Annotated in this window: 20 protein-coding genes; 11 read left to right on the top strand and 9 right to left on the bottom strand. The window is 69.5% G+C overall.

Going from position 1 to position 21,540, the window contains the following annotated elements:
• Window positions 1-106: 106 nt before the first annotated feature.
• A complete protein-coding gene (locus QFW96_RS22705) occupies window positions 107-1,090 on the top strand; it encodes a sugar-binding transcriptional regulator (protein ID WP_281457733.1) in 984 nt (327 codons plus the stop codon).
• A gap of 100 nt (window positions 1,091-1,190) precedes the next feature.
• Here QFW96_RS22705 and QFW96_RS22710 read toward each other — a convergent pair whose 3' ends face one another.
• The gene (locus QFW96_RS22710) at window positions 1,191-1,472 is read right to left on the bottom strand and encodes a hypothetical protein (RefSeq protein WP_281457734.1); all 282 of its coding nucleotides are present in this window, start codon (window positions 1,470-1,472) and stop codon (window positions 1,191-1,193) included.
• A gap of 104 nt (window positions 1,473-1,576) precedes the next feature.
• Between QFW96_RS22710 and QFW96_RS22720 the strand changes: the two genes are divergently transcribed.
• From QFW96_RS22720 to QFW96_RS22745, 6 genes are all read left to right on the top strand, one after another.
• On the top strand, window positions 1,577-2,890 hold the full coding sequence (locus tag QFW96_RS22720) for a helix-turn-helix domain-containing protein (protein WP_485119555.1): 1,314 nt from the start codon (window positions 1,577-1,579) through the stop codon (window positions 2,888-2,890).
• A 29-nt stretch (window positions 2,891-2,919) separates the two neighbouring features.
• On the top strand, window positions 2,920-3,579 hold the full coding sequence (locus tag QFW96_RS22725; protein WP_281457735.1) for a toll/interleukin-1 receptor domain-containing protein: 660 nt from the start codon (window positions 2,920-2,922) through the stop codon (window positions 3,577-3,579).
• Window positions 3,576-5,591 (top strand): nSTAND3 domain-containing NTPase, encoded by a 2,016-nt coding sequence (locus QFW96_RS22730; protein WP_281457736.1) that lies wholly within the window; start codon window positions 3,576-3,578, stop codon window positions 5,589-5,591. Before QFW96_RS22725 ends, QFW96_RS22730 begins: the two co-directional genes overlap by 4 nt.
• The gene (locus tag QFW96_RS22735) at window positions 5,588-5,914 is read left to right on the top strand and encodes a hypothetical protein (protein ID WP_281457737.1); all 327 of its coding nucleotides are present in this window, start codon (window positions 5,588-5,590) and stop codon (window positions 5,912-5,914) included. Before QFW96_RS22730 ends, QFW96_RS22735 begins: the two co-directional genes overlap by 4 nt.
• Window positions 5,915-6,106: 192 nt before the next feature.
• Window positions 6,107-8,443: a molybdopterin cofactor-binding domain-containing protein gene (locus tag QFW96_RS22740; RefSeq protein ID WP_281457738.1), complete on the top strand. Its 2,337-nt coding sequence runs from the start codon at window positions 6,107-6,109 to the stop codon at window positions 8,441-8,443.
• An 18-nt stretch (window positions 8,444-8,461) separates the two neighbouring features.
• Window positions 8,462-8,938 (top strand): (2Fe-2S)-binding protein, encoded by a 477-nt coding sequence (locus tag QFW96_RS22745; RefSeq protein ID WP_281457739.1) that lies wholly within the window; start codon window positions 8,462-8,464, stop codon window positions 8,936-8,938.
• A gap of 5 nt (window positions 8,939-8,943) precedes the next feature.
• Here QFW96_RS22745 and QFW96_RS22750 read toward each other — a convergent pair whose 3' ends face one another.
• On the bottom strand, window positions 8,944-9,897 hold the full coding sequence (locus tag QFW96_RS22750) for an LCP family protein (RefSeq protein WP_281457740.1): 954 nt from the start codon (window positions 9,895-9,897) through the stop codon (window positions 8,944-8,946).
• A gap of 144 nt (window positions 9,898-10,041) precedes the next feature.
• Between QFW96_RS22750 and QFW96_RS22755 the strand changes: the two genes are divergently transcribed.
• Together QFW96_RS22755 and QFW96_RS22760 are read left to right on the top strand one after the other, a co-directional pair.
• The gene (locus QFW96_RS22755; RefSeq protein ID WP_281457741.1) at window positions 10,042-10,386 is read left to right on the top strand and encodes a hypothetical protein; all 345 of its coding nucleotides are present in this window, start codon (window positions 10,042-10,044) and stop codon (window positions 10,384-10,386) included.
• Between the two features lie 69 nt (window positions 10,387-10,455).
• Window positions 10,456-12,483 (top strand): glycosyltransferase, encoded by a 2,028-nt coding sequence (locus tag QFW96_RS22760; RefSeq protein ID WP_281457742.1) that lies wholly within the window; start codon window positions 10,456-10,458, stop codon window positions 12,481-12,483.
• A gap of 177 nt (window positions 12,484-12,660) precedes the next feature.
• Here the strand turns inward: QFW96_RS22760 and QFW96_RS22765 are convergent, their stop codons facing one another.
• Together QFW96_RS22765 and QFW96_RS22770 are read right to left on the bottom strand one after the other, a co-directional pair.
• Window positions 12,661-14,100 (bottom strand): Nramp family divalent metal transporter, encoded by a 1,440-nt coding sequence (locus tag QFW96_RS22765; RefSeq protein WP_281457743.1) that lies wholly within the window; start codon window positions 14,098-14,100, stop codon window positions 12,661-12,663.
• Window positions 14,101-14,339: 239 nt separating this feature from the next.
• On the bottom strand, window positions 14,340-15,140 hold the full coding sequence (locus QFW96_RS22770) for a hypothetical protein (RefSeq protein ID WP_281457744.1): 801 nt from the start codon (window positions 15,138-15,140) through the stop codon (window positions 14,340-14,342).
• Between the two features lie 79 nt (window positions 15,141-15,219).
• On the opposite strand from QFW96_RS22770, the gene QFW96_RS22775 reads away from it, so the two are divergent.
• Both QFW96_RS22775 and QFW96_RS22780 read left to right on the top strand, forming a co-directional pair.
• The gene (locus tag QFW96_RS22775; RefSeq protein WP_093416368.1) at window positions 15,220-15,402 is read left to right on the top strand and encodes a PspC domain-containing protein; all 183 of its coding nucleotides are present in this window, start codon (window positions 15,220-15,222) and stop codon (window positions 15,400-15,402) included.
• A 57-nt stretch (window positions 15,403-15,459) separates the two neighbouring features.
• The gene (locus QFW96_RS22780; RefSeq protein WP_281457745.1) at window positions 15,460-16,428 is read left to right on the top strand and encodes an LLM class flavin-dependent oxidoreductase; all 969 of its coding nucleotides are present in this window, start codon (window positions 15,460-15,462) and stop codon (window positions 16,426-16,428) included.
• A 7-nt stretch (window positions 16,429-16,435) separates the two neighbouring features.
• On the opposite strand, the gene QFW96_RS22785 is transcribed toward QFW96_RS22780, so the two are convergent.
• From QFW96_RS22785 to ehuB, 5 genes are all read right to left on the bottom strand, one after another.
• A complete protein-coding gene (locus QFW96_RS22785) occupies window positions 16,436-18,361 on the bottom strand; it encodes an APC family permease (protein ID WP_425524786.1) in 1,926 nt (641 codons plus the stop codon).
• Window positions 18,362-18,522: 161 nt separating this feature from the next.
• Window positions 18,523-19,278, bottom strand: coding sequence for an ectoine/hydroxyectoine ABC transporter ATP-binding protein EhuA (gene ehuA / locus QFW96_RS22790; protein ID WP_281457807.1), 756 nt, complete (start codon window positions 19,276-19,278; stop codon window positions 18,523-18,525).
• 4 nt (window positions 19,279-19,282) lie between these two features.
• Window positions 19,283-19,939 (bottom strand): ectoine/hydroxyectoine ABC transporter permease subunit EhuD, encoded by a 657-nt coding sequence (gene ehuD / locus QFW96_RS22795; RefSeq protein WP_281457747.1) that lies wholly within the window; start codon window positions 19,937-19,939, stop codon window positions 19,283-19,285.
• Window positions 19,936-20,637 carry an ectoine/hydroxyectoine ABC transporter permease subunit EhuC gene (gene ehuC / locus QFW96_RS22800; RefSeq protein ID WP_281457748.1) on the bottom strand — a complete coding sequence of 234 codons (702 nt, stop codon included), beginning with the start codon at window positions 20,635-20,637 and terminating at the stop codon, window positions 19,936-19,938. Before ehuC ends, ehuD begins: the two co-directional genes overlap by 4 nt.
• A 6-nt stretch (window positions 20,638-20,643) precedes the next feature.
• A complete protein-coding gene (ehuB, locus tag QFW96_RS22805) occupies window positions 20,644-21,513 on the bottom strand; it encodes an ectoine/hydroxyectoine ABC transporter substrate-binding protein EhuB (protein WP_281457749.1) in 870 nt (289 codons plus the stop codon).
• Between the last annotated feature and the right edge of the window lie 27 nt (window positions 21,514-21,540).

A 21,540-nucleotide genomic window follows, 5' to 3' on the forward strand; every position in this document is an offset into this window, starting at 1 on the left:
ATCTGAGCGAACTGCGCTGTACTCTGCCCTGAACTTGCCACGCATTGAAGAGGTTCACTGTTGATGACGTCAACCTTTCGTTCAGATTTCACGTTATAGTGCTCATATGAGCACATCCCGGCCACGTAGCGGGCTCATCGACACCATGACGGCGGCGTCCATCGCGCACCGGTTCTTCGTCGCCGGGCGCTCGAAGCTGGAGATCGCCGAGGAGTTCGGCATCAGCCGCTTCAAGGTCGCCCGGATCCTGACATCGGCGCAGGAGAGCGGCCTGATCAAGATCTCGTTCGAGCTGCCTTTCCCGGTCGACGTGGAGCAGTCCGAACGACTTCGCACGGCCTACGGCCTGCGGCGCGCGCTGGTGCTCAGCCGAGCGCACTCCAAGGCCGAGCGACCCGACCTGCGCCGCCGGGTCGGTGCGCTGGCCGCGCAGCTCCTCTCCGAGATCACCGTGCCGGGCGACGTCATCGGCCTGTCCTGGGCGCGTTCGGTCAACGCGATGGCGGAGGCCGTCCGCAGCCTGCCCAAGTGCCCGATCGTGCAGCTCTGCGGCGTGCAGGCCGGGATGGACATGCGGGACCGCTCGGTGGAGACGGTGGGCCGGGTGGCCGCGGTCGCCGGCGGCGAGTCCTACCCCATCTACGGTCCGCTGGTGCTGCCGGACCGCCGGACCACCGAGATCCTGCGCAACCAGCCCGGCATCGCCGAGACCTTCGAGCAGTTCCACCACCTCACCAAGGCGGTGGTGAGCATCGGGGCCTGGCAGGAGAACGAGTCGACCGTCTACGACTCGCTGAGCCCGGCCGAGCGGGAGTCGATCCGCGAGCGCGGCGCCACCGCCGAGATCGCCGCCCGCCTCTTCGACGCCGACGGCAACGAGCTGTCCACCGGACTCGCCCACCACGTCCTGGCCATCCCGCACGAGCAGCTGCGCGCGGTCCCCGAGGTCATCGCCGTCGGCTACACCACGCCCAAGGCCCGCGCCATCGACGCGGTGCTGCGCTCGGGCATCGTCACCAGCCTCATCACCGACTTCGACGTCTCCGAGCTCCTCCTCCAACTCATCTCCCACCGCCCCCTGCGAACGTGAAGGAGCGGAGCGAGACCCCCAGCCTCGCTCCGCTCCCCCCGTTCCCGTTTCCCGTTCACGACCGAACGGGAAACGGGAAACCGTTGGTGAACCGCCGCTCTCAGTTCCGATCTCCGCCAGAATCCGTCGGTGTGCGCAGCGCTGCTGACGCAAACCAGCGAATTTCCATCCAGGCTTCGACGGTGACGAGGAATGCGGCGGCCATGACGACGACGAGCGCCACCAGAACGGGCCCGGACGCGTGCAACGAGGCCAACTCGAAGAACGCCCACACCTGGACGGCGGTGAATCCCAGCGTCGTCGCCACGCGACCGAGCAGGCGCGCAGGTGAAGCGCTGCGCTGTTCGGGTGTCACTTCGCGGGAGAGGTCGTCGGTCAACATCACTTCTCCTAGGGTCAGGCGGAGTTCCAGCTTCAGGACTGGACCCGCTGAACCCACCATGTGCGCTGGCAGGAGTGCCCGACCACCCGTTTCCCGGCGCCGGGGTGAACGGGAAACGGGCAACCCGGGGGGGCGAGTTGACCGAGCGGCCCACACTGTTCGGGGCAGAGCTTCGACGATTGCGGAACGAGGCCGGACTGTCGCTCTCCCGGCTCGCGGCAGTCCTGCATTACAGCAAGGGTTATCTCAGCAAAATCGAAACCGGCGGCAAACCACCGACTCCCGATCTGGCGCGCCGAGCCGATGTCGCGCTGAATTCCGGGGGAACGCTGTCCGACCTCGTCGCCGAGCATTCGTCGAAAGCACCTCTGCCATCCGAGATCCCGACCGACGGTGATGAGGTGTGGGTGTTGCGACTCGATTCCGACGGAAGCAGTTCGTTCCAACCGGTGGACCGCAGGAGCGTCCTGACGGCCGGTGCCGCCTCCGCGGTGGCCTTCGGCGTGGGCGGTTCGCGCGCGCTCGCCGCGACCGGTGCCACCGAACCCTTCCAGGCGATGTTCGCCCAGTTGCGCGCGCTCGGGCAGACCGCAGGCCCCTCGCTTGTGCTGCCGAGCCTGATCGCCCAGGCGCACTCGCTGCGCGACATGGCCCGCAACGCGAATCCCGCGCAGGCGGCGGAGATCCTGGCGCTGACGGCCCGCTACGCCGAGTTCGCGGGCTGGATGACCCAGGAGGCCGGGGACGACCGCACCGCGCTGTGGTGGACCGACAAGTCGGTGCGGCTGGCCGAGGCCGGCGGCGACCGGAGCCTGGGCGCCCACGCGCTGGTGCGCCGCGCGCTGGTCACCCTCTACCGCCACGACGCGCGGGAGACCATCGACATCGCACGGCGGGCCCGGCGCGACGCGCTCACCGACCGCATCCGGGGCTGGGCCGCGCTGCACGAGGCCCAGGGGCACGCGCTGGCGGGCGACTACGACCGCTGCATGCGCACGCTCGACCTCGCCCGAGCGCACCTCGACTCGGCGCAACCGGAGGCCGGTCCGGTGCTGGGCGCGTCGAACCTGAGCGACCCGGTCTCGATGATCACCGGCTGGTGCCTGCACGACCTGGGCCGCACCGACCAGGCAACCGAAGTCCTCGACCGCGAGGTCGCCGGACTGCCCGAGCAGGCGCTGCGGAATCGCGCGCGCTACGGCCTCCGCCGCGCCCTCGCCCACGCCGCGGCGGGCCAGATCGAGCACGCCTGCGCGCTCACCGCCGACGTGCTTCCGGTCGTCGACGCGGTCTCCTCCGCCACCGTCCTCACGGACCTGCGCAAGCTCAGCCAGCTGCTGGCCCGGCACCACCGCGTCCCCGCGGTCCAGGCCCTCCAACCGGCCCTGATCACCTCCCTGCACCACCACAACGGCTGAATCACCCTGCGACTGAATGGAGTTCTTCGATGCCGGACATCTTCGTCAACTACCGCACCGGGTACGGGGAACAGGCCGCTGCCCACCTCCAGGACCACTTGTCCGGTCACTTCGGGATCGAGCGCGTGTTCCGCGACTCCACGTCGATCCCGCCGGGCGACAACTTCGAGCGGCGGTTGCAAACCGCCTCCAGGGATGCGCGCGTGCTACTCGCCGTGATGGGTGAGGGATGGGCCCAGGCCAGGAAGAACGGTCGCCTCGCGCTCGAGGACCCGACCGACTGGGTCCGGCGGGAGATCCTCAACGCCCGCGAAGCCGGAGTGCGGATCGTCCCCGTTCTGTGCGGGCACAACATGGAACCGCCGAGCGCCTCGGAGCTCCCGCCCGAGCTCGCGTTCCTCCCGGACAACCAGGCGCTGCGCCTCGACCACCGCAACACCCGGAGCGACCTCGATCAGATCGCCGATCGGTTGGCGGATCTCCTCCCCGGGCGAAGCAAGACGGAGACTCCCAACGTCCAGAACATCAACCACGGCCAGGCCCAAAACCTGATTCAGACACACCAGATGGGAAATCTGCACATCGGCGACTCCCACGCGACGTCACATTTCCACGGCAACGTCACGGGTCCGCTGCACACCGGTACGGGTTCCCTCTACGCCGATCGCACCCGCGAGGAGGACCAGTGACCACTGAGACCGACGAAGCGGCGCCTCAGCAGGCTTCCACCTGGACCACGCACTCCCACTTCGAGGGCGACCAGCACGGTCCCACGCACGCCGGAACCGGCGATCTGAACGTCTACTACACCACCCACGAGAGCGTTCGAGCCCACGCCCGGAGCCCACGTCTGACCCTCCGCGACGACCTCCGCTGGCTGCGCGTGCGGTTCGTGGAACCGCAGCACCTGTCCTACGCACGAGAACAACTGGCCAAGTCCGGCACCGTCCTGCTCACTGGCCCGACCGGAAGCGGCCGCACGACGGCGGCGAAGATGCTCGTGGACGAAACCGCCGACGAGAACACCCCTTTCAGCATCCTTCCGGAGGAAGCGCTCGATCCGCGGGAGACCTTGTCCAGCGTGAAGGTCTACCCCGATCACCGCTTCGTGCTCGACCTCTCCGACAGCGATCAGGCGGTCTTCCTCGCTCGAATGCGCGAGCTCCCCGCGTTCCGCACGACTCTGGTCGAACAACACGGCTTCCTCGTAGTTGTGGTTCCCGACGAGTTGGCTCACCACTTGGACCCGGAGCTCAAGCAGTTCGTCGAGCGGATCAACCGCCCGCGAGGCGACCTCGTGCTCCGCAGGCACCTGCAGGCCGCCGATCTGAACCCCACCGGTGATCAGCTCGACCAGTCCGAGGTCGCGCAGTGCCTGAAGGCGCCGATGCAGGAGATCGCGGGCGTGGCGGAGCGGGTCACCGAAGCACGCGACAGCCTTCCCGGCGAAGACCTCGCCCGTTGGCTCAAGGAAGCTGCCGGCGCCAAGGCCCAACGCCGCGAGGAAGTGGCCGAGAAGCTCGCCGCCCACCCCAGCGGCCGGGAACGAGCACTGCTGCTCGCCTCCGCGATGTGCCGAGGAGCCTCCACGGACGCGGTGTTCTTCGCCGCCGACGACCTGGTTCGGATGATGGAGCTCGACAAGGCTGAGCGGCCACGTCTGGAACAGGACGGGTATCGCGCACAGCTCCAACGGCTGAACGTGGAGATCTCACCGCACGACAGCGTCGAGTTCAGCAAGCTGTCCTACGACGAAGCCGTGCTGGAGCACTTCTGGGACAACTTCCCCGATCTGCGCCCCCAGTTCCGACGCTGGGTTGAACGCGTGATCGAGTTGAGAGCTCTGACCGGCGAGAACCGGCTGCGGTTGGTGGACCGCTTCACCGAGCAGGCGCTGCGGACCGGAAGCCCCGAACAGGTCGGTCTCGTCGTCGAGCGGTGGATCTTCCCGAGCAACGGCAAGTCGAGCCCGCTGCAGGACTTCGGAGTCCGAGCACTGGTCACGGGCTTGAAGGACGCCCGCCACGGCACTCATTTCCGGCGCATGGTCTACCTGTGGTCACGAGCGCAAGACCTGCCCGAGTGGGTCGGTCAGATCGTCGTCGAAGTGACCGTCGAGGTCATCGCACCGAACTTCCCGGAGCAGGCGGTCGTTCGGCTGCATCACCGAGCGCGACGCGAATCAGGAGAACTCGCACGCAAAGCGCTGGTCGACCTCGTGCGGCGCGATCTCCCCCAGTACCGGCTCCTGCTGGAGCGGCTGAGCGACGATCTGACGAAAACTCAGCAGTGGAACGCGGACTTCCTGCTGTTCCTCGACATCGCCGACCCGTTCCTGCTGACCGATACCTCCCAACGATCCCGGCCGCTGGGTGCCGACCGGCAGCTGCGGGCCCAGCTGGTCACGTGCTGGCGGACGCTCATGCAAGAGCGCCGCGACCTGGTCGCACAACGGCTTTACCAGTGGCTCGCGGCCGCAGCCCGCATACCGGATCCGGATGTGCTGCTGGGGATTCTGGTGGATGCCGCGGGAGAGTCGATCTCTTTCCTGGGAGCGCTCTACGTCGCCGCCAAGGACTGGGCCGACGCAGCGGAAGGACATCCCGAGGTCGCGATCCGGTTGGCGCAGTTGATCGATCGTGCTCAGGGCGTGCAGAACCAGGACTACGCGTACCCACGACCGGAGGAGTTCGTGCTGTGAGCAAGGAGAACCGGATCCTCTACATCGGACTCGGGATCGCCGTGCTGATCCCGCTGGTGTTCGGGCTCGTGCTGGAATGGCCTGCGTGGGTGGTGGTTCCGCTGCTGGCGGGCGTCGGGTGGGGTGTGTTCAAGAAGCTGACCGGTGGGGCGCGCACGCCGTCGGATCACGTCGGTATGCTGCTCGACCAGCTCGGGTTGCACGGCGAGCGCAACCCGGTGCGCAGGCTGACCGCGCACCGGTTCGCGAAGCTCATCGAGGCGGCCGGACACCCGCAGGTCGCCGAGGACGTCCGCCGCCGGTTCGACTCGCCGGATGCGTGAAACGGACGGCGGATCGGGCACTTCAGCCGCTTGACTCGATCGTGATCTTGTTCCGGGGCCGATCCGTTGACCCGTTCAACGTTCAACGTTACAGTTCCGCTGTTCGAATGGCCTGGGAAACGTTTTTTCCCAGGCCACGCCCATTATTCCGGCTGCCGGGCACGCAGGCGCGTCCGGCGGAGGGGGAGCGAGATGACGACCGCGGACCGAACCTCACCGCCACCGTCGGAGCCGGCCGAAGCCCCGTCCCACGCCGTCGGGCGTCGCGGTTTCCTCGGTTACGTGCTGGCCGCGCCGACGCTGGTCGCCGCGGCCGATCTGAACCTGACCGCCCCCGCGGCGCGAGCCGAAGGGCTGCCTCCGGTCCCCTCCCCCGCACTCGCCGAGGTCGCCGATCTCAGCGACCTGCTGGAGTTCTCCGCCGCGCCCACCGCGAACCTCATCACCGTCACCGTCAACACCGACGGGACCGTGTCGTTCGAGCTGCCGCGCGCCGAGGTCGGCCAGGGCATCACCACCTCCACCGCGATGCTCATCGCCGAGGAGATGGACGTGCCGCTGGAGAACGTCCACGTCTCGCTCGCCGACGCCCGCCCGGAGCTGGTGTTCAACCAGATCACCGGCGGTTCCGGCACCACGCTGTCGACCTACACCCCGATCCGCGTCGCCGCCGCCGTCGCGCGCGGCCGCCTGCTGCAGGCCGCCGCCGTCGAGCTGGGCCAGGCCGTGGCGACGCTGCGCCTCAAGCAGGGCGTGATCACCGACCTGCTGGGCCACACCCTCGGCATCGGCGAGCTGGCCAAGAAGGCCGCCGGCCAGCGCACCGAGGAGGTCCCGGTGCAGCTCAAGGCCGACGAGGAGTTCTCGGTCATCGGCACCCCGCGCAACCGCGTGGACGCGCTCGCGGCGGTGACCGGGTCGAAGAAGTTCGCGATGGACCTCAAGATCCCGGGCGCGCTGCCGACGATGGTGTGCCGCCCGCCGACGCTCAACGGCAAGCCCGGCACCGTGCGCAACCTCGACGAGGTCGCCACGATGCCCGGCGTCACCGACGTCGTGGCGGTCTCCACCGGTGTCGCGGTGCGCGCGGAGACCTTCGGCCAGTGCATCGACGCAGTGCGGGCGCTGGACGTGGACTGGAAGCCCGGCACGATCGAGGGCAAGTCCGACGAATCGGTCCTCGACGAGCTGCGCGCGGCCGAGGTCCCGCTGGTGGCGCCGAAGGGCGACGACAGCGTCGAGGGCGACTTCACCTTCTTCTTCCGCAGCAACAGCGCGCTGGAGACCAACTGCGCGATCGCCGACGTGCGCGGCGACCGGGCGGAGATCTGGTCGGCGCAGAAGAACCCGATCGTCACCAAGGAGAGCATCGCCGCCCAGTACGGGCTCCCGCTCAGCGCGGTGAAGGTGCACGTCACCGAGGGCGGCGGGTCGTTCGGCCGCAAGCTGTTCAACGACGGCGCGATGGAGGCCGCCGAGATCTCCCGCGAGATCGGCAAGCCGGTCAAGCTGATGTGGCACCGCGCCGACGACTCGCGGCAGGGCCGCACCCACCCGATGGCGACCTCGCGGGTGCGGGTCGGCGTCGCCGGGAACGACGTGCTCAGCTACGAGCAGCGGCACACCAGCGTGTTCACCGACTTCAGCCACGGTTTCGGTGAGATCCTCACCGCCAGCGCGGCGAAGCTGCCGATCGCCGACGCGACGTTCTCGCAGACCATCTTCCACTACACCCAGACGATGCCCTACGGCTTCGGGGCGACGACGATGCTGCTCAACGAGACCGACCGCGGTTTCAACACCGGCAGCATGCGCAACATCTACTCCCCCGACGTCGTCACGGCGCGGGAGCTGATCATCGATCAGCTGGCCGCGAGGATGGGTGAGGACGCCTACGAGTTCCGGAAGCGGTTCCTGCAGGAGGAGCGGCTCAAGGCGGTGCTGGACGAGGTCGTGAAGACCGGCGGGTGGGGCCGGTCGATGCCGGCCGGTCACGCCCAGGGCATCGCGCTGCACAACGAGTACCGAGCGGCGATCGCGACGCTGGTCGAGATCGACTGCTCACCGGAGACGGTCAACCGCCGCGTCCGCGACGCCGTGACCGGCCCGCGCGTCACCAAAGCGGTCTGCGCGGTCGACATCGGCCTGGCGGTCAACCCGCGCGGCCTGGAGGCCCAGATCATGGGCGGCATCAACGACGGCATCGCCAACGCGCTGACCTCCAGCCTGCACCTGACCGACGGCTACTTCCTGGAAGCCAGCTGGGACAACTACTTCTACACCCGGCAGTGGAACTCGCCGCCGGAGCTGGAGATCATCATCATGCCGCCGACGACCGGCAAGCCCGGTGGTGCCGGTGAGCTCGGCGTCGCCTCCGCCCAGGCGGCGGTGGCCTGCGCCTACGCCCGCGCGACCGGCTCGGTGCCGACGAGCTTCCCGATCAACCACGGCACGCTGTCGTTCGAACCCAAGCCGAACGTGCCTCCGATGCCGGAATCGCCCACCGACGGCCTGCGCCACGCGCAGTGAGGACCTGGAGGAATTCCCGTGCCTGAGCACACTTTTCGACTCAACGGCGAGCAGGTCACCGTCGACGTCGCCGACGACGTGCGGGTGCTGTGGGTGCTGCGCGACCTGCTGGGCGTGACCGGGCCGAAGTACGGCTGCGGGATCAACGTCTGCAAGGCGTGCACCAGCCACATCAACGGCAAGGCGTTCAACCCGTGCTCGGTGAAGGTCGGTGACATCTCCGCCGAGGACGAGATCACCACCATCGAGGGCCTTCCCGCCACCGCGGACGCCGAGCTGCACCCGATGCAGGAGGCGTGGCTGGAGCAGGACGTCGCGCAGTGCGGCTACTGCCAGCCGGGCCAGATCATGGCGGCGGTGGCGCTGGTGCGCCGCGCGTCGGACGAGGGCCGCCAGATCACCGAGAAGGACCTGGACTCGATCCGCAACATCTGCCGCTGCGGCACCTACTTCCGCATCCGCGAGGCCATCAAGGCGGGCGCCGCGAAGATGTGACCCCCTCACGGCAGCGGCCGGTCGTGCCGCAGCGCGTCGAACAGCGCTGCGGCACGCGGTTCGTCCCAGCGCAGGGCCGAGCCGACACCGGGGATCTCCTCGGTGCCGCCGACCGGCACCGTCTCGGTGGTCAGCCCCGTCCCGGCCAGGCTCGCCTGGTAGCCGAGCCTGCCGAGGTCGTCGAGGTGGTCGGGGTCGCCGATGGTGATCGTGTCGGCCAGCCGCCACGTCATCGGCACCGTGCGCAGCGGGTTGAGCAGCACCTCCCGGCTGGTGGCCTTGTCGATCAGCGCGGTGAGGAACTGGCGCTGGTGCTCGGCGCGCTGCAGGTCGCCACCCGCGAAGTTCCGGGTGCGCACGAAACCCAGCGCTTGCGCCCCGGTCAGGTCCTGGCACCCGGCGGGCAGCGACAGCGAGATCTTGGGGTCCTCGATCGGTTGCGGCAGGCAGATCCGCACGCCGTCGATGGCGTCGACGACCCCGGCGAACCCGCCGAGACCGATCTCCAGGTAGTGGTCGACGTGGAGCCCGGTGCGCTCCTCCACCGTGCGCGACAGCAGCGCCGGTCCCCCGGTGGCGTAGGCGGCGTTGAGCTTGTCCGGACCACGTCCGCGGATGTCGACCAGCGAGTCTCGCGGCAGGCTGACCAGCGTCGGAGCCCCTGATCCGGCCGGGATGTGCAGCAGCATGATCGTGTCGGTGCGCGCGCCCTCGGCGTCGGCGGTGCCGCCGGTGACCAGGTCCTGCTCCTGCTCCTGGGTGAGCCCTTCCCGGCTGTCGGAGCCGACGAGCAGCCAGTTGGTGCCCCGGACGGGCGCGGTGCGCCCGGCGTAGTCGGTGGCCGCCGGAACCCGGGTCAGCACGTGGTCGACGTAGCCGGTGATGCCGAACCCGGCCATCGCGAGCACGACCAGCACCAGCGCGAGCGACCTGATCGCGCGCCGCAAGAACTTCCTCACCGCGTGTGTTCACTCCTGTTGTCGGGAGTCCTCGCGCACCACCCCGACAACCAGCGCGCCTTGGATCAACGTGACCTTAGCGTTATCGTACCGAGCCTAGATCACCATAACGAGTGAATGACACCCCCTACATTCGGAGTATCGATGCCCTCCCGAGGCCACCCCGCGCCCCGGCAAGGATCACCGGCCCGGCACCGGCACCGTCGCCGTCCGGGCTCGGTCCTGGTGCGCACCGAGCGCACCGACCCGGCCACCTACCGCGGTGCCGAGACCGTCGGCCTGACCCCCGACCGGCGGCTCCAGCGCCACTACCACCCGGCGGACCCGGTCTTCGTCGACGGCAGCGGCCGGCGACGCCGCGCGGTGCGGCGCTTCGTGCTGCTGGTCAGCCTCGTGCTGACCGGGCTCGTACTGCTGCTGGCCGCCGCGATGCTCGACTCCCCCACCCCGGCTCCCCCGCTGCCGAACACCCCCGAAGCCACCCGCTGATTCGGAAACCCCTTGCCCCGAAACCGAAAACCCCGAACCCCCCGATCCCACTGGCTGCTGCTGGGCCTGGTGCTGCTCGTGATCTCCGGCCTGCTCGGGCTCGACGTGCTGCTCAGCCGCGTCGGCACCGACGGCACGCCCAGCGGCACCCGCCAGTTCGTGCCCCCGACCGCCTTCGACGGCGGGTCGGTGATCGACCCGCGCGAACCCACCGTGCGCCCGGTGCCGCCGCGCACCGTGGCGCTGACCTTCGCCGAAGGACCCGATCCGCAGTGGACACCGCGGGTCCTGGACGTGCTGGCGCGCAACGACGTGCGCGCGACGTTCTTCGTCACCGGCGCGCAGGCCGCGCGCAACCCCGGTCTGATCCGGGAGATCGTCGACGCCGGGCACGAGATCGGCAACCGCACGCTGACCCGCACCGACCTGCGCGAGGTCGGCGCCCGGCGCGTGCAGCTGGAGCTGAAGTCCACCGACCTCGCGCTGGCCGGAGCCGCCGGGATCACCACGACCCTGGCCCAACCCGCGCACCTGACCACCGGTTCGCTCGACCAGGCCGCGTGGAACTCGTTGCTGCGCATCGGCAATCACGGTCACCAGGTGGTGGTGCCGGACCGGGACTCGGAGGACTGGCGCGGCCGGGGACCCGATGCCGTGCTGGCCGCCTCCACCCCGCACGACGATCGCGGCACGGTCCTGCTCATGCACGACGCGGCCGGTCCGGACACGGTCGCCGCGCTCGAACGGCTGCTGCCCCAGCTCAGAAGCACCGGCTGGCAGGTGGATTCGGTCGGCGCCGCGTTCGGCCTGCGCACCACCACCGTGCCCGCCGGGCTGCTCGACCGGGTCGCCGGATCGCTGTTCGTGGGCGTGGTGGTCGCCTCGGCCTGGCTCGCCGACGCCTTGCGCGCCCTGCTGTGGGCGGCGGCCGCGCTGGGCATCCTGCGGATGGTGTTCGTGCTGGTCCTGGCCCCGGTCCAGCGGTGGCGCTCGCGCCGCTGGGTGCCGCCGTGGCAGATCAGCCAACGCGTCGGCGTCATCGTCCCGGCCTACAACGAGCAGGCCGGCATCGCCGCGACGGTGCGCACGATCCTGGCCTCCGACCACCCGGTGGAGGTCATCGTCGTCGACGACGGTTCCACCGACCGCACCGCCGAGATCGTCGAGCAGCAGTTCGGGCGGCACCAGCACGTCCGGCTGATCCAGCAGCGCAACGCGGGCAAGGCCGCCGCGCTCAACACCGGGCTCGCCGCGGCGCGCTCGGAGCTGGTGGTGGTCGTCGACGGGGACACGATCCTCGAACCGGACGCGGTGTCGCGGCTCGTCGACCACTTCACCGACCCGTCGGTCGGGGCGGTGTCCGGCAACGTCAAGGTCGGCAACCGGCGCACGATGCTGGGCCGCTGGCAGCACATCGAGTACGTGATCGGGTTCAACCTGGACCGCCGGGTCTACGAGATGCTCGGTTGCACGCCGACGATCCCCGGTGCCCTGGGCGCGTTCCGGCGCTCGGCGGTGCTCGCGGTCGGTGGCGTCAGCGACGACACGCTGGCCGAGGACACCGACCTGACGATGGCGTTGGAACGCGACGGCTGGCGGATGGCCTACGAGGAGAACGCGATCTCCTGGACCGAGGCGCCCGCGACCGCCGGTCAGCTGTGGAAGCAGCGCTACCGCTGGTGCTACGGCACGTTGCAGGCCGCCTGGAAGCACCGGCGCTCGGTGCTGGAACGCGGCCCTGGCGGCAGGCTCGGCCGCCTCGGCCTGCCCTACCTGCTGGTGTTCCAGGTGCTGCTGCAGGTCATCGCCCCGGTGGTGGACGTGGCTGCGTTCTTCGCGCTGCTGAGCGCCGACGGGCGCACCTTCGCGCTGACCTGGCTGGCGTTCCTGGCGATGCAGCTGCTGCCGGGCATCATCGCGTTCCGGATGGACGGCGAGCGGCTGCGCCCCCTGTGGGCGCTGCCGCTGCAGCAGGTCGCCTACCGGCAGCTGATGTACCTGGTGGTGGTGCAGTCGGTGATCACGGCCGTGGCGGGCGCCCGCCTGCCGTGGCAGAAGCTCGACCGCCGAGGCCAGCTCACCCCGGCCCGGAGGTAGACGAAACCGCAGGTGAGCGAGCTATCCTGGTGGTGCCGGCGGGCGCTCCGCGCTGGCACGTGGAGCATTCGGCTCCCCGCACGGCGGAGCCTCCGGCCCGAGCGACCGGAGGCTCCCCACGACGGTTCCGTCGCCTGAGGGGTGGGGGGAAGTTTTCATGAAAACTTCCCCCACCCCTCAGCCGCCGAGCAGCTCCCCGACCTGCTGGTGCACGGTCAGCACCGCGAGCACGCCGAACAGGACGATCGACCAGATCAGCGCGCCGAGGCGCACGCCCGAGATGCGGATCTGGGCGGGCAGCATCTTGCGGTTGATGGCGATGAGCAGCCCCGAGTAGATGAACATCATGACGCCACCGGTGCAGGCCGCGATCGTGGCCAGCACGAGCGGCTGGTCCATCCCGGCCATGATCACCACGGTGCCGATGATGCACAGGCCCCACACCAGGATCGCGTAGATCTTGCTCTCGGAGGCGTCCGGGAAGTAGCTGGTCTTGAGCACGTCGGCGGCCAGCCGGCTGGTGTAGTCGACGATGCCCAGCGCCGCAGCGAACAGCGAGAACGCACCCACGACCCAGAAGAAGTAGCCGAACCAGCCGCCGGCCGTTTCGGACATCTTCTCGCCCTCGATACGCAGGAACGACACGTCGTTCTCCAGCCCGGGGTGGCCGAACACGGTGCCGTAGGCGAGCAGCGACATGAACATGATGGACAGGAACGTGATGGCCACGAAGGTCATCAGCTGCTCCTTGTTGGCGAAGCGCCACCACGCCTTCCAGCGGCCCAGGTTCTCCTCGGTGGCCGGGAAGATGAACCCGGCCTGGCCGCGCGCCTCGGACTGACCCGTCAGCGGCGAGACGATCTTGGGCACGTAGTGGCCCATGCCGAAGCCCTTGTCCCGGATCCAGTTGCTCTGCACCAGGTTCTGGCCACCACCGGCACCGGCGAACGCCAGAGCGCCCATGAGCACGGCGAATCCGAGCTCGGCGGCCGGGAACCCGGGTTCGGTGACCACGGTGGGCAGCGCCTGCCAGCTCTCGGCTCCGATGACGAACAGGCAGCCGATCACGATGAGCAGCACGATCGCGGCGACCTTGAGCATCTCGGCGCGCTCCAGCGCCGTGTAGACGGCGGGCGCGAGGGTGAGGATCAGCGCCACCAGCACCAGGATTCCCACCGCGATCAGGGATTTGTCGCCGCCGATCGCGTAGGTGATCAGCGTCGCCGAGCTCGTCGCCCACGCCGGCCAGAGGTTGGCGAAGTAGGCCATGATCGCGAAGACCAGGCCCCAGTGCTTCCACAGCCTGCTGAAACCGGTCACGGCGGTCTCACCCGTGGCCAGGGTGTAGCGCTCGATCTCCATGTTGAGGAAGTACTGCGTGACCAGGCCCAGCAGCGCCGCCCACACGAAGGTCAGGCCGACCTGCGACGTGATGTAGGGGAAGAGGATGAACTCCCCGCTGGCCAGGCCGACGCCCGCTGCGACGATGCCCGGGCCGATCAGCCGCCACTGGTCGCGCGGCGGCTCGGGCAGGTCGCGCACCTGCGGTCTCGGGATGTACTTGTCGGGGAACGCCGCCTCCGGGCTCACCGGGCTCGCGTCGTTGCGATCTGCCATCGTCGGCACCCTTGCTCGTTGTGCTTGTCCTGCGAGAGCCGCCAACGTAAGCGCCCGAACAACACAACCAGGCGAAAAGTAATACTTCTGTCGCCTACGCCCGAGTAACGTCAGCTCTGCTCATCGCCACCGACGAGGAGCGCGGCGGGGAGTGCGTCCTTCTCACCAGGGGACAGTTTTTCCTCGAATTGTCCGGACAAAACGGACATGATCATGGGGTGATTCGAGGAAAACCGTCCTCAGTCCTCGCCCAGGGCCCGGGCGGCGGCGTCCTTGGCCTTGACCGCCCGCTCGTGCTCCTGCCGCGCGGTCTTCACGTCCCGGCGGCGCACCCGGAGCTCCGCCTCGGCGTCGGCGAGCTCCTCGCGCAGCCGCTCGTGGCGCTCTTCCGCCTCGCGGCACGCGGTTTCGGCCCTCGTGAGCTCGGCGGCCGCGGCGTCGAGGTGCTTCTCGCTGTCCCGCAAGCGGTTTCGCAGCTCCAGGACCTTCCCCTCACCGGACTCCTCGCTCTTGCGGGAGGTTCGGGGTCGTGCGGCCTGGCGCTGGATCGCCGCGACGGCGAGGTCGTCGAGGCCGAAGCCGCTGTACTCGAGGGGCTTGGTCAGGGTCGCCCGCTGGACCTCGGCGGCGGCTTCGGGGTCGGAGAGGGCGGCGGTGAGGGTCTGCGTGATCTGCTCGCGGCCCGAGTCGGCGATCTCGTGGCCGCCTTCGACGGCGAGCTCGGCCGCGCGGGTGGTGAGGCGGTCGAGCAGGCGGGTCCGTTCGGCGGCCAGGTCGCGGAGCTCGTCGCCGCGCAGCTCGCGCTGCGCCTGGCGGAGCCGGTCACCGAGGTCGAGCAGGGCACCCAGCTCGTCGGGGTCGCGATCGGCGAGCAGGTTCACCGCCCACGCCGACGTGGTGGGCTTGCGCAGCTTCTTGATCCGCTCGGCCAGCCCGGTGTCGCCGGACTCGCGGGCGCGCGCGGCGGCCGCGTTCCGGGCGGTGACGAAGTCCACCGGATCGCCCGTGCACAGCTCCCGTGCCACTTCCCGCAGGTCCACGCCCTCAACCTGCCATCCGGACGGGCGGCACGCGAGACGCGGGTTGGCGAGATCGTCGGAGCGCGGGCAAGGTGGAGTCATGACGGCATTGGAGCGTCCTCGCAACGGAAAGATGATCGCCGGCGTGTGCGCGGGCCTCGCTCACCGGTTCGGGCTGCCCGTGTTCCTGGTGCGGCTCGCCTTCGTGGTCTCGTGCATCCTCCCGGGTCCCCAGTTCGTGCTCTACATCCTGCTGTGGATCCTGCTGCCGAAGGCTCGCTGACGGGGAGGTCACACGCGCCTGCCGGAATCTCTGGTTCCGGCAGGCGTTGCACTTGACGTGAGTCCCCGCCTGTCCGTGCTGGACCGCTCGCACATCCCCGTCGGCGGCAGCGCCCAGGAGGCGCTGCGGGAGACGGTGCGCTTCGCGCAGGAGGTCGAGCGGCTCGGCTACCACCGGTTCTGGGTCGCCGAGCACCACGGCGTGCCCGGCGTCGCCGGAGCCGCCCCCACCGTCCTGGCCTCGGCCGTCGCCGCCGCCACCAGCCGCATCCGTGTCGGCACCGGTGGCGTGATGCTGCCCAACCACCGCCCGCTGGTCGTCGCCGAGCAGTTCGGCGTGCTCGCATCGCTGTTCGGCGACCGCATCGACGTCGGCCTGGGACGGTCGCTGGGGTTCACCGGAGGCATCCGCAAGGCGCTGGGCGCCGAGGACGCGAGCGGCTTCACCGAGCAGCTCGCGGAGCTGCTGGCCTACCTCGACGGCGGCGTCGCCGGGGTGCACGCGATCCCCGCCGAGGGCCTCGACCTGCCGGTGTTCGTGCTGGCCACCCGCACCGCCACCAGCGCGGCCGAGCTCGGGTTGCCGCTGGTCATCGCCTCACCGCTGGGCGAGAACCAGATGCTGCGCACGATCGACGACTACCGGCAGCGCTTCCGCCCGTCGCCCCGCGCGGCCGAGCCCCACGTGGTCGTGGCCCGCTCCATCGCGGTCGCCGACACCACCGAGGACGCCCGCCGCCTGCTCGTCCCCGAGGCCTGGGCCGGTGTCTGGTCCCGCACCCGCGGCGAGTTCCCGCCGCTGGACGACCCGGACCGGATCCTCGCCCGCGACATGACCGACCGCGAGCGCACCCACTTCACCCGAGCCATGCAGGGCCACACCTACGGCACCCCGGACGAGGTCGCGGTGGCCCTCAAGGACCTCGTCACGACCACCGGAGCCGACGAGCTCCTGGTCACCACCACCGCCCACTCCCCCGAAGCCCGCCTCGACTCCTACCGCCACCTCGCCACCCTCACCGGGTGAGGCGATTTCAGCGGAAATCCGGTCGGATTCCGCGCCGGACGTGGCCCGGCGGGTGGTGCGCGCGGTCGACCTCCCTGCGGTGGCTGGAGTCGAGCTGCCAGGGAACGCTGACCACGACCACACCCGGTTCGAAGCGCAGCCGCCAGGTCAGGCGCAGGGCGCTCTGGTTGTGCAGCAACCCCTCCCACCAGTGCCCCACGACGTAATCCGGGATGTAGACGCACACCAGGTCGCGCGCGCGGGAGCGGCGTAGCTCCTTGATGTAACCCACGATCGGCCGGGTGATGTCCCGGTACGGCGATTCCACGACCTCCAGCGGGAAGTCGATGCCGAGGCGTTCCCACTCGCTGCGCAGCAGGTGCGTGTCGGCCTCGTCGACCTCGACGGTCAGCGCCGTGAGCGTGTCCGGCCGGGTGGCGCGTGCGAACGCCATCGCGCGCAGCGCCGGTTTGTGCACTGTGGACACCAGCACGACGGCGTGCACCCGGCTCGGCGAGTCCAGCAGCCCGGACTCCGGTTCCAGCTCGCGCCGCACTTGGCGGTAGTGCCGGTGGATGCCGCGCATCAGCAGGAACAGCAGCGGGATCGCCAGCACCACCAGGTAGGCGCCGTGGGTGAACTTCGTGGCCAGCACGACGCAGAGCACCGTGGCCGTCAGCACCGCGCCGACGGCGTTGATCAGCCGTGCCCGGTGAGCTCTGCCCGGGTCATCGGATTCGCGCAGCTCGTGGTTCCAGTGCCGCACCATGCCGACCTGGCACAGCGTGAACGACAGGAACACGCCGACGATGTAGAGCTGGATCAGGGCGGTCACCGAGCCGCCGAAGGACGCGATCAACGCGATCGAGACCGCACCAAGCACGATGATGCCGTTGGAGTGCGCCAGCCGATCGCCTCGGGTGTGCAGCTGTCGCGGCAGGTATCGGCGCTGGGCGAGCAGCGAGCCGAGCATCGGGAAGCCGTTGAAGGCGGTGTTGGCCGCCAACACCAGGATCAGTGCCGCGCCTGCCTGCACCACGTAGAACATGACGCTGCCGTCGCCGAACACCGCAGCGGCGAGCTGCGCGATCACGGTGCGCTGGCCGCTGTTGCGGCAGTCGCCGGGGAACCCGATCAGATCGCACGGGTTCTCCGCGACCCGCACCCCGCTGATCACGGCCAGCGCGGTGACGCCGCTGAACAGCCCGATCGCCAGGCATCCCATGATCAGCATGGTGCGTCCGGCGTTGTGCGCCCTCGGGCGGCGGAACGCCGGCACCCCGTTGGAGATCGCTTCGACACCGGTCAGCGCGGTGCAGCCGGACGCGAAGGCGCGCAGCAGCAGGAACACCAGAGCGATCCCGGTCAGGTCGGTCTGCTCGGGCCGGATCCCCCATCCCGCGCTCTCGGCCACCGGCGCGTGACCTGCTGCCGTCTGCACGAATCCGACCAGCACGGTCAGCCCCATCGCCGTGACGAACAAATATGTGGGCACGGCGAAGGCGCGGCCCGACTCGCGGGCACCGCGCAGGTTCAGCGCGGCCAGCACCAGCACCAGCACCACCGCCAGCCAGACCCGCGACGAGTACAGCGCGGGCACCGCCGAGACCAGGTTGTCCACGCCCGCCGCCACCGACACGGCCACGGTCATCACGTAGTCCACCATCAGCGCCGCGGCCACCACCAGGCTCGCGTTCCGGCCGAGGTTGCGGGCGGCGACCTCGTAGGACCCGCCGCCGCTGGGGTAGGCGTGCACCACCTGCCGGTAGGAAGCGACGACGACCGCCAGCAGCAACACGACACCCAGTCCCACCCACGGCGCCAGGTGCAGCACCGCCAGCCCGCCCAGGGACAGGATCAGCAGGATCTCCTGGGTCGCGTAGGTGACCGAGGACAGCGGGTCGCTGGCGAAGACCGGCAGCGCGAGCCGCTTGGGCAGCAACGTCTCGCGCATCCGGTCGCTGCGGACCGGAGGCCCGAGCACGAGCCGCTTCACCACCTGCCGGAACGAAACCACCGACCCAGGCTAGGTTCGCGCCCGCCACCCCACCGACGAACTACTCCGTGCGAGTGTTTTTCCCGATGGCTCCCGGAGGGGAAGGTGAGCGGAGAGGGCTACTTGCGTTCGAGGACGGCCTTGAGGAAGCGCTGGGTTCGTTCGTGCTGGGGGTTCTGGAGGATCTGCGACGGGGGTCCGGATTCGACGACGGAACCGGAGTCGAACATGAGGACGCGGTCGGAGATCTCCTCGGCGAAGCGCATCTCGTGAGTGACCAGCAGCATCGTCATGGCCGTGGTGTGGGCGAGGTCGCGGATGACCGCCAGTACCTCGCCGATGAGCTCCGGGTCCAGCGCCGAGGTGACCTCGTCGAAGAGCATCACCTTCGGCCGCATCGCCAGGGCGCGGGCGATGGCGACGCGCTGCTGCTGACCGCCGGAGAGCTGGCCCGGCTTGTGCGACATGTGCTTGTCCAGGCCGACCAGCTGCAGCAGCTCGACCGCGCGCTGCCCGGCCTCCTCGCGGCTCATGCCCAGCACCTGCACCGGCGAGAGCGTCACGTTGTCCAGGACGGTCATGTGCGGGAACAGGTTGAAGTGCTGGAAGACCATGCCGATCGTGCGGCGCACCTCGGCCTGCTTCTTCGCGTCGAACCGGGCGCCCTCCCTGCAGTCCCACAGCGGTTCGCCGTCGACCTCGATCAGCCCGCTGTCGGGGTTCTCCAGGGTCATGAGCAGCCGCAGGATGGTGGTCTTCCCGGAGCCGCTGGGCCCGATGATCGACACCTTCTCCCCCGGCGCCACCGTCAGGTCGAGTTCGCGCAGCACGTGGTTGTCCCCGAAGGACTTCCCCACGCCGGCGAAGGAGATCATCGCGTCATCTGGGGTGGGCAAGACGCAGCTCCAATCGTTTGATCAGCCTCGCCGCCGGGAGGCTGACCGCCAGGAACAGCAGGGCGGCGATCGTCATCGGCTCCAGGTAGCGGTAGCTGCTGGAGCCGATCGCGGTCGCGTGCCCGAGCAGTTCGAACACGGTGATGGCGTGCAGGATCGCCGAGTCCTTGAACATCTGCACCAGGTAGTTGCCCAGCGCGGGGATGACGTCGCGGATGGCCTGCGGCAGCACCACGAACCGCCAGCGCTGCCAGGTCGACAGGCTCAGCGCGGTGCACGCCTCCCACTGCCCGGCGGCCACGCTCTGGATTCCGGCGCGGTAGACCTCGGCGGTGTAGGCGCTGTAGTTGAGGCCGATGACGACGATGCCGGTGATCATCGGCGAGAACTGCACGCCGACGCTCGGCAGCACGAAGAACGCGAAGTAAGCCTGCACCAGCAGCGGGGTGCCGCGCACGAACAGCACGTAGAAGGTGAACAGCTTGCTGATCACCGGCACCTCGGAGTAGCGCACCACGGCCACGAACAGCCCGACGACCAGCGCGATCGCCATGCCGATCAGGGTGATCTGCACGGTGACCCACAGGCCCTGCAGCAGGAACGGCACGATCTGCGCCGCGAACGACCAGTCCCAGATCACGACATCACCCGCCGATCCGGCAGCACCCGCTGCCAGAAGCCCTGCGAGCGCGCGGGACGGGTCGGGTCGACGCGGCGCTCCAGCCACGACGATCCGAGCGACAGCGCGTAGGCGACCACGAAGTAGAGCACCAGGATCGTGCCGAACACGGCTGCGGTGGCTCCGGTGGTGTTGCGGACCATCTGCGCGGTGAAGGTCAGGTCTGCCACGGTCACCAGCGACACCAGCGAGGTGTTCTTCAGCAGGTCGACCATGACGTTGCCGAACGGCGGGATCATCGCCGGAACCGCCTGCGGCAGGATGACGAACCGCATCCGCTGGTAGGGGCTCAGGCTCAGCGCGATGGCGCCTTCCCGCTGGCCGCGCGGCAGCGCGGTGATCGCGCCGCGCACGATCTCCGCGCCGTAGGCCCCCTCGTTGAGACCGAGCGCGAGGATCGCGGCGGCGAACGGCACCAGCTGGATGCCGAAGAACGGCAGCGCGAAGAACAGCCAGAACAGCTGCACCAGCATCGAGGTGCCGCGGAAGCTCTCGATGAACACCGCCGCGGGCCAGCGCAGCCAGCGGCGGTGCGACATCCGGGCGATGCCGGCGGCGAAGGCCACCACCACCGCGAGCACCATGCCCGCGAGGGTGAGCGCGATGGTGATCAGCAGGCCCTCACCGAGCAGCGGGAAGTACGGGAGGATCTCCGACATCGGCGGCTAGCCCGCTACGGAGCAGAGCTGGTCGCGGGTGACCCCTCGCGCGGCTTCGCCGGAGAACCCCCACTTGCCGAGGATCTGGTCGAACTCCGGGGTGCCCTTGAGCGCCTTGAGCTGCTCGTCGTAGGCGGCGACCAGGGCGCCGTCGGCCTGCCGGAACCCGGCTCCGGACCCGGTCTGCTGCACGTCGGTGATGGCACCGGTGATCTCGATGCCCTCGGTCTTGAGCGCGTCCAGCGACAGGGTCGGCAGGAGGAACGCGTCGGCCCGGCCGGCCTGCACGGCCTCGATCCCGCTGCGGCCGTCGGGGATGTTGACGATCTGCGAGGCGGGAACTCCGGCGGTCTTGAGCGCGCCGTCCTCGAACCCGCCCGGGAGCACCGCGATCTTGAGCGCGGGATCGGCTTTCACCGCCGCGATTCCGGTGAGCTTCTTGGGGTTCCCGGCGGGAACCGCGAACGATTCGGTGGACACGATTTGCGGTTCGGAGTAGCTGATCTGGCTGCAGCGGGACTGCTTCATGAACAATCCGGCGGCGATGATGTCCCACCGGTTGGCGTTGAGCCCCGGAATCATCGATTCGTAGGGGGTGACGACACCTTCGATGCGCGGCACGCCCATCCGCTTGAGGACGGCGGCGACCACGTCGGGCTCGGCTCCGGTGACGCTGCCGTCGGGGTTGATCTGGGTGTAGGGCGGTTCGTTGGCGATCGCGATCCGGGCGTATCCCTGCTGTTTGAGGCGGTCCAACGTGGATCCGGTCGGTTGTCCGGTGCCGGGTTGGGTGAAGCTGCACCCGGCGAGGAACCCGGCGGCCGGCAGGGCTACTGCGGCCGCTCCACCAGCGCGGAGCAACTGTCGTCGGGACATTTCGGTCCTGAGCATCGGCCCAAACCT

Source organism: Saccharopolyspora ipomoeae, assembly GCF_029952525.1.
GTDB lineage: Bacteria > Actinomycetota > Actinomycetes > Mycobacteriales > Pseudonocardiaceae > Saccharopolyspora > Saccharopolyspora ipomoeae.

What these genes read in the sequence shown, in the direction of transcription:
- QFW96_RS22705 (WP_281457733.1), top strand. Translation starts at nt 107, where the DNA reads ATGAGCACATCCCGGCCACGTAGCGGGCTCATCGACACCATGACGGCG.
- QFW96_RS22710 (WP_281457734.1), bottom strand. Translation starts at nt 1,472, where the DNA reads ATGTTGACCGACGACCTCTCCCGCGAAGTGACACCCGAACAGCGCAGC.
- QFW96_RS22725 (WP_281457735.1), top strand. Translation starts at nt 2,920, where the DNA reads ATGCCGGACATCTTCGTCAACTACCGCACCGGGTACGGGGAACAGGCC.
- QFW96_RS22740 (WP_281457738.1), top strand. Translation starts at nt 6,107, where the DNA reads ATGACGACCGCGGACCGAACCTCACCGCCACCGTCGGAGCCGGCCGAA.
- QFW96_RS22755 (WP_281457741.1), top strand. Translation starts at nt 10,042, where the DNA reads ATGCCCTCCCGAGGCCACCCCGCGCCCCGGCAAGGATCACCGGCCCGG.
- QFW96_RS22765 (WP_281457743.1), bottom strand. Translation starts at nt 14,100, where the DNA reads ATGGCAGATCGCAACGACGCGAGCCCGGTGAGCCCGGAGGCGGCGTTC.
- QFW96_RS22775 (WP_093416368.1), top strand. Translation starts at nt 15,220, where the DNA reads ATGACGGCATTGGAGCGTCCTCGCAACGGAAAGATGATCGCCGGCGTG.
- QFW96_RS22785 (WP_425524786.1), bottom strand. Translation starts at nt 18,361, where the DNA reads ATGCGCGAGACGTTGCTGCCCAAGCGGCTCGCGCTGCCGGTCTTCGCC.
- ehuA (WP_281457807.1), bottom strand. Translation starts at nt 19,278, where the DNA reads ATGATCTCCTTCGCCGGCGTGGGGAAGTCCTTCGGGGACAACCACGTG.
- ehuC (WP_281457748.1), bottom strand. Translation starts at nt 20,637, where the DNA reads ATGTCGGAGATCCTCCCGTACTTCCCGCTGCTCGGTGAGGGCCTGCTG.
- ehuB (WP_281457749.1), bottom strand. Translation starts at nt 21,513, where the DNA reads ATGTCCCGACGACAGTTGCTCCGCGCTGGTGGAGCGGCCGCAGTAGCC.